The sequence below is a fragment of the Mangrovicoccus sp. HB161399 genome (genome assembly GCF_013184745.1).
GTDB lineage: Bacteria > Pseudomonadota > Alphaproteobacteria > Rhodobacterales > Rhodobacteraceae > Mangrovicoccus.
The window spans coordinates 174,406-188,915 of record NZ_JAATVU010000003.1; the positions used below are offsets into that span (position 1 = coordinate 174,406).

Annotated in this window: 11 protein-coding genes and 3 pseudogenes; 8 read left to right on the forward strand and 6 right to left on the reverse strand. The window is 69.4% G+C overall.

The features are described 5' to 3' along the window. Positions 1–223: 223 nt before the first annotated feature. Positions 224–637, reverse strand: coding sequence for a transposase (locus HCC78_RS03075; protein ID WP_253949008.1), 414 nt, complete (start codon positions 635–637; stop codon positions 224–226). A 98-nt stretch (positions 638–735) separates the two neighbouring features. Beyond that, positions 736–954, reverse strand: a pseudogene (locus HCC78_RS34705) (transposase family protein); the annotation flags it as partial. A gap of 175 nt (positions 955–1,129) precedes the next feature. Between HCC78_RS34705 and HCC78_RS03085 the strand changes: the two are divergent. Together HCC78_RS03085 and HCC78_RS03090 are read left to right on the forward strand one after the other, a co-directional pair. Continuing rightward, positions 1,130–1,717, forward strand: a pseudogene (locus HCC78_RS03085) (hypothetical protein). A 786-nt stretch (positions 1,718–2,503) separates the two neighbouring features. Next, positions 2,504–2,896, forward strand: coding sequence for a DoxX family protein (locus HCC78_RS03090; protein WP_172327271.1), 393 nt, complete (start codon positions 2,504–2,506; stop codon positions 2,894–2,896). A 354-nt stretch (positions 2,897–3,250) separates the two neighbouring features. On the opposite strand, the gene HCC78_RS03095 is transcribed toward HCC78_RS03090, so the two are convergent. The 4 genes from HCC78_RS03095 to HCC78_RS03110 are packed head-to-tail and all read right to left on the reverse strand — an operon-like array spanning position 3,251 to position 7,266. Then, positions 3,251–4,072: a sugar phosphate isomerase/epimerase gene (locus tag HCC78_RS03095; RefSeq protein ID WP_172327272.1), complete on the reverse strand. Its 822-nt coding sequence runs from the start codon at positions 4,070–4,072 to the stop codon at positions 3,251–3,253. 5 nt (positions 4,073–4,077) lie between these two features. Continuing rightward, positions 4,078–4,695, reverse strand: a complete 618-nt coding sequence (locus HCC78_RS03100; protein WP_172327273.1) for an NIPSNAP family protein — start codon at positions 4,693–4,695, stop codon at positions 4,078–4,080. Next, positions 4,682–6,436 carry an FAD-dependent oxidoreductase gene (locus HCC78_RS03105; protein WP_172327288.1) on the reverse strand — a complete coding sequence of 585 codons (1,755 nt, stop codon included), beginning with the start codon at positions 6,434–6,436 and terminating at the stop codon, positions 4,682–4,684. The genes HCC78_RS03100 and HCC78_RS03105 overlap by 14 nt, the downstream gene beginning before the upstream one ends. 5 nt (positions 6,437–6,441) lie before the next feature. After that, positions 6,442–7,266: an IclR family transcriptional regulator gene (locus HCC78_RS03110; RefSeq protein ID WP_172327274.1), complete on the reverse strand. Its 825-nt coding sequence runs from the start codon at positions 7,264–7,266 to the stop codon at positions 6,442–6,444. 141 nt (positions 7,267–7,407) lie between these two features. Between HCC78_RS03110 and HCC78_RS03115 the strand changes: the two genes are divergently transcribed. The 6 genes and pseudogenes from HCC78_RS03115 to HCC78_RS33515 all read left to right on the forward strand — a co-directional run. Further along, entirely contained in the window at positions 7,408–9,141 is a 1,734-nt protein-coding gene (locus tag HCC78_RS03115; RefSeq protein WP_172327275.1) for an FAD-dependent oxidoreductase, read from the forward strand. Next, positions 9,131–9,955 carry a shikimate dehydrogenase gene (locus tag HCC78_RS03120; RefSeq protein WP_253949009.1) on the forward strand — a complete coding sequence of 275 codons (825 nt, stop codon included), beginning with the start codon at positions 9,131–9,133 and terminating at the stop codon, positions 9,953–9,955. The genes HCC78_RS03115 and HCC78_RS03120 overlap by 11 nt, the downstream gene beginning before the upstream one ends. Positions 9,956–10,017: 62 nt before the next feature. Next, entirely contained in the window at positions 10,018–11,013 is a 996-nt protein-coding gene (locus HCC78_RS03125) for a tripartite tricarboxylate transporter substrate binding protein (RefSeq protein WP_172327277.1), read from the forward strand. Between the two features lie 85 nt (positions 11,014–11,098). Beyond that, complete coding sequence (locus HCC78_RS03130; protein WP_172327278.1) at positions 11,099–11,674, forward strand: tripartite tricarboxylate transporter TctB family protein; 576 nt, start codon at positions 11,099–11,101, stop codon at positions 11,672–11,674. Then, positions 11,674–13,194, forward strand: coding sequence for a tripartite tricarboxylate transporter permease (locus tag HCC78_RS03135; RefSeq protein ID WP_172327279.1), 1,521 nt, complete (start codon positions 11,674–11,676; stop codon positions 13,192–13,194). Before HCC78_RS03130 ends, HCC78_RS03135 begins: the two co-directional genes overlap by 1 nt. Positions 13,195–13,416: 222 nt before the next feature. Then, positions 13,417–14,417 (forward strand): annotated as a pseudogene (locus HCC78_RS33515) (ISNCY family transposase); the annotation flags it as partial. Between the last annotated feature and the right edge of the window lie 93 nt (positions 14,418–14,510).

A 14,510-nucleotide genomic window follows, 5' to 3' on the forward strand; every position in this document is an offset into this window, starting at 1 on the left:
CAGTCATCCTCGCCGTCAGCGTATCGATATCCGCCCCCATGCATCTGCCGCTTCGGGATTTTCAGCCGGTTGATCTGTCCCTCGGTCTGGCTATTGGACCATGGCTCGGCCGGGGATGCGGCGACCGCATCGCAGTCCTTCCGGAGGCCGCGGGCAAAGGCGCCCAGCATGCTGTCCTCGGCTTCTTCGAGCCATGGCGCCATCCACACCATCAATGGCGGCATCAAGGCGAACTCCCTGCACAGTCCAGCAGGTGCCAGCGGTCCGCGATCCGGACCGCATCCGGCAGGGCCCGCGGCACCGCGCCCGAATGGCCTCCATTGCGGTCGCGGGCGACGATCCCGATGCCGGGGTGCCCGCCCAGCCAGGCTGCGGCAGTTGCCGGTTCGCGGTCGGGCAGAAGGTCAATGGCCCGGTGCCGTTCGAGGTCGCAGATCAGCGTGCCGTAGCGCTGCCCCTTCCGCCAGGCCCAGTCATCCAGGCCGATGACCCGCGGCTCCGCCATGTTCCCGGCGCCGTCGGCCGCGAGGCTGTGCAGGAACGTGTCCTTGCCGACGCGAAGCAGGAGCCGCCGTCCCGGCGCTTGGGCGGGCCGGCTGCCGAAGGCCAGGGCGAGCTGGCGGACCAGTCCCTGCATCCGCGTTGTCCGCCGCCCCCAAGGGCGGGCGGCCTCCGGGCGGAGACGTTCCGAGAAAATCGCCTGGGAGCTCGCGGCGCGCAACGCCGGAAGCGGCGGACCATGACGAGAACACGGACTTCCAGCCCGTGCGCGGGCAGGTCAGCGAACTGGCGGACGCATTGGCTGTGAACGTGCCGGGACCGTCTTCCGCAGCCAGGACACGCCGCCGTCACGGCGGCGGAGCATGCAGAGATTTCGGCGAGGCCGACACCGGCGGCGACTGTCCCGGCGACAAGACCAGCCAGAAGCAGCATCTTCATGCTCAATCGTGGCATCTCTCTTATCTTCCTGAACTCACGTCAGAAAGATAGGGGCCGCACATGCGCGGCCTGCATCGGAATCGAGATGCCGAAACGGGGCCTGCGTCCCGCGCTGCCCGCATTTTGCGCTTGCCCGCGGGGCGGGCGGCTGGCGACGCTCCTGCATCTGTTCTGGCAGGAGGGTCACGGGTTGAAGCTGTTCATTGGCCTGGACGTCTCGCTCGCGAAGACGGCGGCCTGCGTGCTCGACGAACACGGCAGGATCGTCAGGGAGGCGGAGGTTGCCAGCGATCCGGAGGCGCTGGCGAAATTCGCGAAGGAGCAGCCCGGCGAGATCGCCGTTATCGGCCTCGAGGCCGGGCCACTGTCGCAATGGCTGCATCGCGGGCTGGTCGATGCCGGCTTAGACGCGGTCCTCATGGAGACGCGCTAGGTCAAGGGCGCGCTGAAGGCGATGCCGATCAGTGAGGCGGAGCACAGATCAGTCCGGGGGACCGATCTGCCGCCGTCCCGGCAGCGGTCCGGCGAGCGCGACATCACCGGCGGCATCACCAGCGCGGGCGACACCGGCCTGCGCCGCGCGCGCTGCCAGGCGGCAACCGTCCTGCTGCACCGCGACCGCGCGTCATGACTGGGAACATGGGTGGCGCGGGTCGCGAAGCGCCGCGGCAACAAGCGCGCCATGGTGGCGCTTGCGCGGCGGATGGCGGTCGTTCTGCATCCCATGCGGCGCGACGGCACGGCCTTCCAGCCGGACTCGGCACCCGCGATGATCTGACCGGCAGGCCGCTCCGCCCGCCGTCCGGCGGGACGCGGGCCTCCGAGGTCCCATGGGGACGCGGTTCCGGCAATGCCGTGGGTCTGAATGTTGCCGCCCTTCAGGGTGAGCACGCAGTGAGATGGGCACGCCGGAATTGCATCGAACCAGCGTCATGTTGGCAGATGCCGTGCTGCCCACGGACCGAGGCATGCACCCCGGGGACCCTGGCAGCGAGGCCACGATCCAGGGACGGATGGCAACCTGACCTGCCGAAACACCGCTCTGGCGGACCAGGCCGCTTGGCCGAAAACGCTTGACGGAGAGGGCCCCGTTGCCGAAGTCGGAGCCCATTCTCACGGCCGGGCGATCCGAGCGGACTTCGCAGTGCGGATGCAGTGCTTTCGGCCGCCGCCCGGCCACGACGCTGGCGCAGGCATGGAAGGCTCCGGCACTGTGCCGCAGGTTCTGCCGGCCAGCGCACCGCCGCTGCAGGGAGCCGCGTCGACCGCGGACGCCGCCTAAGGCCGGGTGCCCTGCAAAGCCGGCCGAAGGCGGCGCGGTCCGGCGCCAACTCGCCGGGGCGGGCACGCTGCGGCCTGAGGGGCCGCCGCGTGTCCTGGCGCCCCGTGCCGGGAGGCATTTCCGCCCGCGGCCGAGCGCGGCCCGTCCGGCGGCGCGGCGCTGCTGTGGCCGGACTGCCAGACCTGACGGGGGCCTTGGAGGGCATCACAACGGATGGATGCGCAAAGCTGCATGACTGTGGCAGGATCGGATTTGCCGACCACAGCCAGAAAGGTGCAAACCATGTCGTTCCTGTCGCGCTTCGAACCCCATCTCCTGTCGCTCCTGCGGGCCGTGACGGGCCTGCTGTTCCTGCAGCACGGCTTCACCAAGCTGCTCGGCTGGCCGGAAACCCCGATGAGCGGCGTTGCCGTCAGTTCGATGCCGGGCATTGCCGGGCTGTTCGAATTCGGCGGCGGGATCCTGCTGGTGATCGGGCTCTTCACCCGGCCGGTCGCCTTCGTGCTCTCGGGGCTGATGGCCGTCGCCTATTTCACAGTGCATGCGCCGCAGGGCTTCTTCCCGATCGTCAATGGCGGGGAACTGGCCGCGACCTACTGCTTCGTCTTCCTCTATCTCTGCGTGGCCGGTCCGGGTCCCTGGTCGCTGGACGCGACGCGGAAGAAGAAGATCTGACCTCCAGCCGGCCCGTCGCGCTGCCGCTTCCGGCCGGGGCCGCCTGACGGAAGGCGGCGGCCGGAAGACCCGCCGGAAGCATGTCCGGCGGCAGGTTGCGCCTGCCGTGTGGGTCCGAGGAGGGGGTGCAGCAACGCCTCGCCAACCGGGAGATGCCGGAGAAAGCTGCGGACATTGCATTCCGGGGGCGGGTAGGCCGGACATGCCTTGCCGGCGCGCGCTTGTCCGTAGGGGGCATGGCGGCTTCCGTGCATTGCTGGGACAGTGTTGCAGGGAGCCCGGGCAAGGCAAGGACCGCGGGGGGCGGCCCCCGCGGTCTTCGGCAACATTCCGGCTGCGCCTCAGGTCCGGAGGCTAGAGCGCAGCGGCGCTGGCGGCGGCCACCACGGCCTTCGCCTTTGCAAGGGCTTCGCAGGCGCGCTCCAGCGGCGGCACCTTGCCGATCCGGTCGGCCTGGGCGACCTCGACGCTCAGCACGATGTCCCGCGGCAGGGCGGCCATCAGGGCGGCGAAGTCGAAATCGCCGTCGCCGGGCATCAGCCTCGCGCCGCGTGCCGTGGCGATCAGCGCCTCGGGCGCGGGGTCGAACACCCCCGGCCCGTCGCAGAGCTGCGCGTAGTGGATCCAGGCCGGGTCGAGCGCGGCGATGGCGGCGAAGGGGCTGTCCGAGCGCTGGACATGCAGCGCATCGACCAGCACGCCAGCGGCCGGATGGTTCACCGCGCGCACCTGCGCCGCCGCTGCGCCGACATCGGGGATGTCGGTCCAGGGCATGAATTCCAGGTCGGCGGTCATGCCATGGGCATGGGCCAGCTCGCAGAAGGCGCCGTAGCGTTCGGTCATCCGCGCCGGTTCGGGATCGTAGCCCGCGACGAGGATGTTCTTCGCCCCCAGGGCCTGGCCGCGCGCGAGGAAGGGCAGGGTGGCCGCCGGGTCGAAATCGGGCGCGATCTTGATGATCTCGACATCGGCGATGGTCACGCCGGTCTCTTCCACCGCGCGGCGGGTCTCGGCGAGCAGCCGGCCGTCCTGCAGGAGCGGGTAGGGGCCGTCCGTGCCCGCGGGCAAAAGGCGGAGCCCGACGAGGTCGAACCCGGCCTCCGCCGCGATGCGCACCGCCTCCGGCGGCGTGGCCTCCTGCGCGGTCAGGAAGGCAAGGGAATAGCGGTACGCCATGGCCGTCACTTCAAGGGCGAGAAGGGCAGCGGCACGGCGAGCGTCGAGGTCATGCCCGCGGTCAGCCAGTCCGGACCGCCCTTCGGCGGCCAGATGCCGTCGGCCACGGTCTTGCCGCGGATCTCGGCGCGGTGGTTGGCGCTGTCATAGGGCCAGATCTGGGTGAAGCGGGTCGGGCCCTCGAGCGAGTACATCGCGATCGACAGCGGCGAGTATTCCGTCCGCTTCGGCACCGCGTCGCGCCACTTCCCGATGGTGGGCGCCATGCCGTTCAGCTTCGGCCTGTAGGTGCGGATTTCGTAGACCTTGCCGTATTCGCCGGGCGTGACCGGCAGGGTGAAATCCAGCGGCAGGTACGTGTCCGAGGTCCAGCTGCGCAGGTGCTCCATGCAGCCGAAGGGATTGTCCGACAGATGCGTGCGGGCCTTCTCGGCGATCAGGTCCTCGGCGCTTTCGAACTGGCGCAGCAGGATCACGTCGTTGAGCGTGCCGATATCCGGGGCCCAGGCGCCCAGAAGCGCGCCCTTCGCCTCCGGAGCGGCGAGCCACTCCTGCAGCGCAGGGGCGGCCTTCGCGGCGGCGAAGAGCTCGGTATTGAGCGTGGTGATGTCAAACAGCGGCATGGAAGTCTCCGTTGGTCTTTTCCGTGTCTTGCGTGTCCTGCCCCATGCGGCCGGCGGCGACATGGGCGGCGATGTAGCCGAAGGTCATCGCCGGCCCGAGCGTGATGCCGCCCGAGGGGTAGTGCCCGGCGAAGATCGAGCTGAGGTCGTTGCCCGCGGCGAAGAGGCCGGGGATCGGCCGGCCCTCGCGGCCGAGCACGCGGGCGAAGCGGTCGGCATCGAGCCCCGAGAAGGTGCCCAGGCTGCCCGGCACGATCCGCACGGCGTGGAACGGTCCCTTGGCGAGGGTGCCGAGCGAAGGGTTCGGCCCATGCTCGGGATCGCCCTGCACGCGGTTGTAGCGCGAGGCGCCGCGGCCGAAATCCGGGTCCTCTCCGGCCTCCGCCTGGGCATTGAACCGCGCGACGGTGGCCTCCAGCACGGCCGGGTCCATGCCGCAGGCTCCGGCCAGTCCGGCCAGAGTCGGTGCCGAGACCAGGTAGCCCGCACGGCGGTAGGGCGCGAGCGGGAAGGGAAAGGGCTTGGCCCAGCCGAGGCCCCAGCGGCGCTGCGCCCGGTGATCGGCGATCAGCCAGCAGCCGGGCTCCTCGCCCGCAGGCGTCGTGTCGAAGAGGCGGCGCATGAAGGCGTGGTAGCTGTCGGCCTCGTTGGCGAAGCGCGTGCCCTGGCCGCGCACGGCGATGATGCCGGGCTTGGCCCGGTCGACGAGATGCGGGAAATGGATGTGGCCGCCCTTGCCGTCCGGCACCAGCGAGACCGGCGCCCAGGCCCCGGCATTGGCTAGGTCGCGGCAGAGCTGTCCGCCGGCCTCGCGGCCGAGGCGGATGCCGTCGCCGGCATTCTCGCGCGGCGCGGCGGAATAGTGGCGCTGGCCGGTCTCCGGTCCGAAGAGCCGGTCCTGCAGTGCCGGGTCATGAGGGAAGCCGCCGGTGGCCAGCACCACGCCCTTCCGCGCAGCCAGCCGCGTGCCGCAGGCGAGGCGCAGCCCGGTGATGCCCTCGGGCCCGCCCGAGAGCGTCGCCACGGGCGCATCGGCGAAGAGATCGACGCCCAGATCCAGCGCCGAGCGCATCAGCCGCGCGACCAGCGCATTGCCGTTGACCAGCTGCATGCCACGCCCCTTCGTCGCCAGGTCGCTGCCATGGCGCAGGATGCGCTTCGCGGCATAGAGCATCGAGGCGGGCTTGCGCGTCGCGTCGAAGAAATGCCGGATGTCCTTGCCAGAGGCGATGCCCATCCCCGCCAGGGAGATCACGCCGAGCGGCGGGCGCAGCTTCTTCGCCCAGGGGCCCAGCTTGCGGCCGTCATAGGGCGCGGCCACGACCGAGCGGCCGCCGCCGAGCGCGCCGGGGCCGTCGGCGAAATCCGGCACGAGGTTTCCGTCGAGCCAGTCGACCTGGGTCTCGCCGCGGAAGAAGCGGACCATTTCCGGCCCGGTTTCCAGGTATTGCGCGATGCGCGGATCGCCCGCGCGGTTGCCCATGATCCCGGCGAGATACTGCATCGGGCCCGAGGCGGGCTCGTCTATGCCGCCCTCGACGGCCAGCGGATTGCGCGGCACCCAGAGCCAGCCGCCCGACCAGGCCGAAGTGCCTCCGAAGACGGGGGCCTTTTCCAGCACGGCGACCTTCAGGCCGAGATGCGCGGCGGTCACTGCCGCGGCGAGCCCGCCCGCCCCGGAGCCGGCCACCAGCAGGTCGTATTCCGCGCCGTCTTCGGGGCGGGCGTCGATCCGGTCCATGCGCCTCACGCCTTCTTCCGGGCGGTTGCGGCCTGCGGTTCGTGCCAGCGGCTGAAGGCGCGCCCGGCGAGGCTGGCCTTGGCCAGCTCCTCCGCGGTGGCCTGCAGCTCTGGCAGGAAATCGCGCAGCAGGTCGGGAGTCGCCCGCGCCGCGGGGCCCGCGATGGAGACGGTGCCGATCGGCTGGCCGGTTTCCGGATTGCGGATCAGCACGGCGATGGCGGCCATGCCCAGCATGAAGCTGTTGGCGTTGAGCGCGTAGCCGTTCTTCCGCGCCTCCTGCACGATCTTCATCAGCTCGGCCACGCCTTTCGGCGCCGAGACGCCCGAGCCGTCGGTCTTCTCCAGCCCCTGCTTCATCACCGCGGCAACCGCCTCGTCATCGCTCATGCCCGAAAGCCAGGCCTGTCCGCCGGAGGCCGAGGCGAGATGCACGATCTGTCCGTGCTCGGCCTCGGGATCGTAGCGCAGGCCGGAGGTCGCGCCCTGCGAGACGCCGACCCAGACCAGCTTCTCCCCGTCCGACAGCGCCATGCGGACCAGTTCCCTCGTCGACTGCGCGAGCCGGTCCAGAATCGGCTGGCTCAGGTCGGGGATGCCGGTGCGGGCAAGGAAGCTCAGCCCCGCCGTCGCCAGCTTCAGCGTCAGGCAGTAGTCGCCCATGTCCCGCGTCTGCCGCGCATAGCCCTGCGATTCGAGTTCCTTCAGCAGCCGGTGGACACCCGAGGGCGGCAGGTCCAGCGCCTTTGCAATATCGGTGACGGCGGCGCCTTCGGGATGCTCCGCGAGGAAGCTGATCACCGATAGTCCCTTCTCCAATGCACTGCTCATGGTCGTCCTCGTCATTCCGCGATGTGTTTACGTTATCGAATAACGATCAAAAAAGGAAGAAAATTAAAAAGTGGAAATTCATTCTGATTTTTGTGAAGGTGAGGGCAGGCGGCGATTCGCCGGGAGGAAAAGGAGGAGCCCATGCCGGACATCACGATCGACCAGGTGCAGGGCAGCTATGACGTGGCGGTGATCGGCACCGGCGTTGCCGGGCTGGCCGCGGCGGTCTTTGCCGCGCTCGACGGCGCGAAGGTCCTGATGGTGGAGCGCACGGATGCGGTCGGCGGCACGTCGGCGCTGTCCGGCGGCACGGTCTGGGCGCCCCTGACGCGCACCGGCGCCACGGTGAACGACGCCGACAGCCGCGGGAAGGTCTCGGCCTTCCTCGACAGCGCGGTCGGCAATTTCGGCGACAAGGCAATGCGCGAGGCCTTCCTCGATGCCGCGCCCGAGGCGATCGCCACGCTGGAGGACCGCACCCAGGTCGCCTTCCGGCCCTATCCGAAGCATCCCGACTACGAATGGGACCATCCGAACCCGACTCTGAACGGCCGTGCGATCGAGCCGGAGCCCTTCGACACCCGCGCGATGGGCAAGGCGCGCGAGCTGATCCGCAGGCCGATTCCGGAATTCACCGTGCTCGGCGGCATGAATATCGACCGGGTCGATATCGGCCATCTGCTGAACCGCTACGGTTCCGCCGCCTCATTCGCCCATGTGGTGAAGATCGTGACCCGCTACATGCGCGACCGCGCCGTCTATGGCCGCCACACGCGGCTGGTGATGGGCGCGGCGCTGGTCGGGCGGCTGCTGGCCTCGGCCTTCGAGCTGGGCATCGACCTGGTGCGCGGCACCTCCGTGGCGGCGCTTGAAACGCGCGGCGGAGAAGTCTCGGGCCTGCGGCTGGTCGCGGGCGGCAAGGGCCGCCAGGTCGACGTCACCGGCGGCATCATCCTGGCCACCGGCGGTTTCGGCCGCTCGGAAAAGCGCCGCAAGGCACATCTGCCCGCGGCGCTCGGCGAGCACAGCCCCTCGGCGCCGGGCCATACCGGCGAGCTGCACGACCTGGCCGAGGACCTGGGCGCGACCTACGGCGAGGGCAACGACCAGAGCGCCTTCTGGGCGCCGTGCTCCACCCGCCGCCGTCCTGATGGCAGCCTCGCGGTCTTCCCGCATTTCGTGCTCGACCGTTCGAAGCCGGGCACGGTCTGCGTCGACCTGAAGGGCCGCCGCTTCGTAAACGAGACGCGCTCCTACCACGCTTTCGGCAAGGCGATGCTGGAGGGCGGGCCGGACACCGAAGCCGCCTGGATCGTTGCCGACGCTAAGGCGATCGCGAAATTCGGCCTCGGCATGGTCCATCCCGGCGGGGCGGTTCTGACGCCCTTCCTCGCCGACGGCTACCTGATCCAGGCGGCGACCGTGGAGGAGCTGGCAGAGAAGACCGGCACCGATGCGGAATGCCTGCGCCTGAGCCTCGCCTCGGTCAACCGCGCGGCGGAGACCGGCGAGGATGCCGACTGGGGCAGGGGCGGCACGCCCTACCAGCAGCACAACGGCGACGCCAAGCTGCTGCCGGCCAACCCGACGCTGGGCAAGGTGGAGACGCCGCCCTTCTACGCGGTCAAGCTCGTCCCCTGCGACATCGGCACGGCGAAGGGCTTCCGCGCGGACACCTCCGCACGGCTCCTGCGGGCCGACGGCACGGCCATCGGCGGGCTCTACGCGGCGGGGAACGACCTGCATTCCATCATGGGCGGGACCTATCCGGGACCCGGCATCACCCTCGGGCCGGGCATCGTCTTCGGCTCCATCGCCGGGCGCCATGCCGCGGCCCGGGCACAGGAAACGAAAGGGCAAGACGTTGCAGCTTGACGGCGAAACCATCCTCTTTCCGGTCATCGGCGATCCCATCGCCCAGGTGCGCAGCCCGCGCTACCTGTCCGAGATCCTCGCGCGCCGGGGCGTCAACGCCATCGTGCCGCCGGTGCATGTCAAAAGCGCCGGGGTGGCCCCGGCGATGGCCGCCCTCCGCGCGATGGAGAATGTCCGCGGCATCGTGGTGACCATCCCGCACAAGATCGACACGCTGCAATATTGCGATGTCGTGAGCGACCGCGCCCGCTTCGTCGGCTCGGTCAACGTGATCCACAAGGACGGGGACGGCCGCTTCATCGGCGACAATGTCGACGGCATCGGCTATCTCGACGGCATCCGCAAGCTGGGCTTCGAGGTGGCGGGCAAGCGCGCGCTGCTCGTCGGCGCGGGCGGCGCGGGCAGCGCCGTGGCCTACGAGATACTCGACCGCGGCGCCAGCTACCTGGCCATCGCCGATCTCGACGACGCGCGCCTCAGCCGGATCATCCGCGCGCTGGAGGAGAAGTTCCCCGGCCGCGTCGGCACCGGATCCGACGATCCGTCCGGCTTCGACCTGGTGGCGAATGTCACCCCCTGCGGCATGCGCGAGGGCGACCCCTTTCCGGCGGATCCGGCGAAGATGGCCAGGGACCAGTTCGTCGCCGACGCGATCACGAAACCCGAGGTCTCGCCGATGGTGGCGGCGGCCCGCGCGATCGGCTGTGCGACCATGACCGGCGCGGGCATGTTCGATGCCGAGGCCGAGATCCTCGTCGATTTCCTGCTGGGCGAGGGCCTGCCCTCCAGCCCGGCGGAGACCGAGGCGGCCTGACGGCCGTCTCCAGCCCGGGCGCCATGCCCGGACCCACATCATTTTTTTCGGGAGGAAAAGACATGAAGGCAAGCATTCTCGCCCTGGCAGTGGCAGCTGCGGCGGCAACCGGCGCCTGGGCCGATGACGCCTATCCGTCCAAGGAGATCCAGGGGATCATCCAGTGGGGCGCGGGCGGCTCGACCGACACGGTGATGCGCGCGGTGACCCCGCATGCGGCCAAGGCGCTCGACGGCAACATCGTCATGCAGAACAAGACCGGCGGCGTCGGCGCCATCGCGATGCGCTATGTCCAAAGCCAGAAGGCGGACGGCTATACCCTGCTGATGGGCGCGGAGAACCCGCAGATGTACAAGGTGCTGGGTCTCGGCACCGACGACTATTCCGACATGATCCCGATCAGCGTGCTGGCCCGCGGCGTGCCGATCTTCGTCGCCAACAACGACGCCCCCTACGACAACATGGCCGAATTCGTCGAATACGCGAAGGCCAATCCCGGCGAAGTGCGCGTGGGCTCCACCGGCCCGGGCGGGCTGACCTCGATCGTGCTTGCGATGCTGACCAGCCAGGCGGATGTCGAGTTCACCCGCGTGCCCTTCGACGGCGACGGCCCGGCGCTGACCGCGCTGCAGGGCGGGGCGCTCGATGTCATGCCCGCCGTGCTGGGCGCGGCCATCGAGGGCGTCAAGGCCGGACGGATGAAGGTCATCGGCCTGGTGGATGTCGAGGAGAACCCGCTGCTGCCGGGGGTCGAGCCGATCACCGCCGCGCTGCCGGGCATGTCGGACTACCTGCCCTGGGGACCGTTCTTCGGCGTCTTCGTCAAGAAGGGCACGCCCGATCCGGTCGTCGCCGAACTGCAGGCGGCCTATGCCGAAGGCGCGCAGAACGAGGATTTTCGGAAGCTCATGGCCGACCGCGGCTTCACCATCATGGCGATCGCCGGCGACGAGGCGATGGAGTTCCTCGACGGCTACCGGTCGGTCTCGTCCTGGCTCGTCTACGACGCGGGCTTCGCCAAGAAATCGCCGGAGGAGTTCGGCATCGCGCGTCCCTGAGGCGCGGCGTCCGGGCGGCGGTGCTGCCGCCCGGCCAAGACATGGAAACGGAACCGCGCCGGGGACGCGGCGAGAGGAGGCTGACATGAAAGCGGATTTCCGCGGCGACGCGGACCACCATGACGGAACGTCCGACGCGACGCCGGGCGGCTACGAGGACAGCCGCCGGCCGGGCGAAGCGGGCTTCGCGGCGCTTCTGGCCATCGGCAGCGGCGTGCTCCTGTGGACTGCCCACGGCATTTCGGGCTTCGAGGCGCTCTCGGGTCCCGGTTCGGTGCCCATGGCGGTCACGGCGGCCATGCTGGTCAGCGCGCTCGCGATCCTGGCGCGCACCATCCGGCTGCCGCGCGTGGCAGGCGAGACCCTGCGCCGGGACGTGCTGCCGGGCGTGGTGATCGTCATGGCGCTGGCCCTGGCCGGTTTCGGCCTGCTGCTGGTGCCGCTCGGCTTCGTGCCGGCCGCCTTCCTCTTCCTTGTTCCGGCGATCCGCTTCCTGTCGGGCCGCGGCTGGGGCTTCTCGCTTGCCGTCGGCACGGGCAGCCTCGCCGCGATCTGGCTGATCTTCCGGATTGTCTTCACGGTGCTGCTGCCCTCGGGCATCCTGCCCGAAGCCGAACTGGTCCAGGCGCTGCGCGGGCTTTTCTCCGGGGGAGAGCAGTGATGGACGCGCTCCTGGCATTCCTGACGGTCTTCACCCATCCCGAGCTGCTGCTGCTGGTCGGCCTCGGCACCTTCGCGGGCGTCTATGTCGGCGCGATCCCCGGCCTGTCGGTGACCATGGCGGTGTCGATCCTGATCTCCTTCACCTTCTCCTGGGACGTGCTGCCGGCGATCTCGCTGATGATCGGCATCTACATGGGCGGGGTCTACGGCGGCTCGCGCACCGCGATCCTGCTGAACATCCCCGGCGCGCCCTCGGCCATCGCCACCGCCATGGACGGCTATCCGATGGCGCAGCGCGGCGAGGCCGGGCAGGCGATCGGCGTCACCACGGTCATGTCATTCTTCGGCGGGCTGATCGGCATCGCCGTGCTCGCTCTGGCGGCTCCGGCCGTGTCGGATTTCGCGCTGAGCTTCCAGCCGCGCGACTACATGCTGCTCGCCATCCTCGGCATCCTGCTGGTCGGCTCGCTCTCCACCGGCTCTCTGGTCAAGGGCATCTTCTCGGGCAGCCTCGGCCTCGCCATCGGCGCGGTCGGGCTCGATCCGCTGACCTTCACCGAGCGCTTCACCTTCGGCGTGCCGCTTCTGCAGGGGGGCATCAGCTTCATCGCGGTGATGATCGGCATGTTCGGCGTTTCCGAGGCGCTGATCCAGCTGCAGCATGTCAACAGCGCTGCCGTGCGCCAGAAGATCGACCGCATCGTTCCGTCCTGGGACACGGTGAAGAAGCACCTGCCGCTTTCCATGCAGACCTCCTTCATCGGGGTGATCATCGGCGCGCTGCCGGGCACCGGCGGGGACATTGCGGCGCTGATGGCCTATGACCACGCCAAGCGCGTCACCAAGAAGCCGTCGCGGCCCTTCGGCAAGGGCGCCATCGAGGGGCTGGTCGCGCCGGAAACGGCCAACAATGCCGCCGTCGGCGGGGCCTTCATCCCGATGATGACGCTGGGCATTCCCGGCGACGCGGTGACGGCCATCATGATCGGCGCGCTCTTCATCCACGGGCTGAACCCGGGGCCGATGCTGATGGTGACGCAGCCCGACATGTTCTGGGTGATCGTCGGCGCGCTGGTGACGGCCAATGCCTTCATGCTGCTTTTCGGCCTGACCGGGATCCGGCTCTTCACCAAGATCGTCGAGCTGCCGCGCGCAGTGCTGATCCCGCTGATCATGCTGCTGTCGATCGTCGGCGCCTATGCCGTGAACAACTCGGTGACCGATGTCTACTGGATGCTCGGCTTCGGCGTGTTCGGCTACTTCATGCGCCATTACGGCTATCCCCTCGGGCCGGTGATCCTGGGCGTGATCCTGTCGCGGCTGCTGGACGACAACTGGCGCCGGGCGATCATCTCCGACCGGGAGGATCTGGGCGCGTTCTTCCACGGCATCCTGACCAGTCCTCTCTCCCTGGTCCTGACCGTGGCAGTGGTGCTCATCTTCCTGTCGCAGACGCCGCTCTGGCGGGCCGCCATCGGCCGCCTGGGGCAGCGCCGGCATCGCCACGCTGCAGGCTGAGCCAGGCAGCGCCCGATGCTCTCGATCCGCCCTCCGGGTCTCACGGGGGGCGGATTCGCGTTGGGAGGAACCCGCATGGCGCGCCTGTAAAGCATGTCATAATGCAAGTTACTCACACTGCGGACTGTAGGCGCAAAGCGATAACGTCACCCCGGAACAAAGTGAAAGTGTCACTCTCCCTGCTGGTGATGGCGAGCGAGAGCTTCCGCGGGATGGGTGCTGATGAGTAAACGCGAATTGCAGCGGGTCAACGTTCTGGCTCAGGTGGATGACGGGCGGCTGGGCATCGATGCCGGTGCGGGAATCCTGGGCGTCAGCCGCCGCCAGATGCTCCGGCTCCCGAAGCGGCACCGTGGCGGCGGCGCGGCCTCGATCCGCCATGCATCCCGCGGACGGACGGCAGGCAACCGGATCCACGACGCCCGGCGCGATCTCTCGCTCTCCCTGGTTCGGGAGCACTTCACCGATTCCGGCCCGACGCTCGCGGCCGAGAAGCTGGCGAAACTGCACGGGATCCGGGTGTCGCGCGAGACGCTGCGGAAATGGATGGCCGAGGCGGAGATCTGGCTCCCGCGCCGGCAGAGGCACCGCATCCGCCAGCCGCGCCTGCGCCGGGACGCCCTGGGCGAGCTCATCCAGCCTCTCGGGACATTGCCTTCGGCAATGCCCTGACGGCCAGCGGATCGACGGCCCGGAACATCGGTGGCTCGAGGAATGAGCCGCCGGCGCGCCACCGGTCCGAGCGGTGGCGGCGAATGGGATCCGTGCACGCTGCTCGTGTTCATCGACGACGCCACCAGCACGCTGATGCACCTGGAATTCGCCCCTTCCGAAAGCAAATGGTCCTACTTCGGCGCGCTCGAGCGGTATCTGGCCCGGCACGGCCGCCCCGTGGCCTTCTATTCCGACAAGCACACCGTCTTCCGCGTCCCGAAACCCGGCCAGCATTCCAGCGGGATGACCCCGTTCGGCCGGGCCCTGGCCGAGCGCTGATCGAGATCCTCTGCGCCAATTCCAGCCAGGCCAAGGGCCGGGTCGAACGCGGCAACCGGACGCTGCAGGACCGGCCGGTGAAGGAGCTGCGGCAGGCCGGGATTTCCGGCTCTGAGGCTGCGAACGCCTTCCTGCCCGGCTTCGCGGAGCGCAGGAATGCGCGCTTTGCCGTCGCCCCGCTGCCGGCCCGCGACCTTCATCCTCCCTTGAACGTGCCTCCGGACCGGCTGGGCATTGTTGCGCAAATCTAGGGGATTCATCTCGTGAATCCAGCATGCTAGCCGGGCAGCATGAGCAGACCTCCGAAGACGACCTACAAGACC

Bases quoted from the DNA above. Each gene is read 5' to 3' on its own strand.
- HCC78_RS03130 (WP_172327278.1), top strand. From the start codon at position 11,099: ATGAAAGCGGATTTCCGCGGCGACGCGGACCACCATGACGGAACGTCC.
- HCC78_RS03110 (WP_172327274.1), bottom strand. From the start codon at position 7,266: ATGAGCAGTGCATTGGAGAAGGGACTATCGGTGATCAGCTTCCTCGCG.
- HCC78_RS03095 (WP_172327272.1), bottom strand. From the start codon at position 4,072: ATGGCGTACCGCTATTCCCTTGCCTTCCTGACCGCGCAGGAGGCCACG.
- HCC78_RS03125 (WP_172327277.1), top strand. From the start codon at position 10,018: ATGAAGGCAAGCATTCTCGCCCTGGCAGTGGCAGCTGCGGCGGCAACC.
- HCC78_RS03090 (WP_172327271.1), top strand. From the start codon at position 2,504: ATGTCGTTCCTGTCGCGCTTCGAACCCCATCTCCTGTCGCTCCTGCGG.
- HCC78_RS03105 (WP_172327288.1), bottom strand. From the start codon at position 6,436: ATGGACCGGATCGACGCCCGCCCCGAAGACGGCGCGGAATACGACCTG.
- HCC78_RS03115 (WP_172327275.1), top strand. From the start codon at position 7,408: ATGCCGGACATCACGATCGACCAGGTGCAGGGCAGCTATGACGTGGCG.
- HCC78_RS03135 (WP_172327279.1), top strand. From the start codon at position 11,674: ATGGACGCGCTCCTGGCATTCCTGACGGTCTTCACCCATCCCGAGCTG.
- HCC78_RS03100 (WP_172327273.1), bottom strand. From the start codon at position 4,695: ATGCCGCTGTTTGACATCACCACGCTCAATACCGAGCTCTTCGCCGCC.
- HCC78_RS03075 (WP_253949008.1), bottom strand. From the start codon at position 637: ATGCAGGGACTGGTCCGCCAGCTCGCCCTGGCCTTCGGCAGCCGGCCC.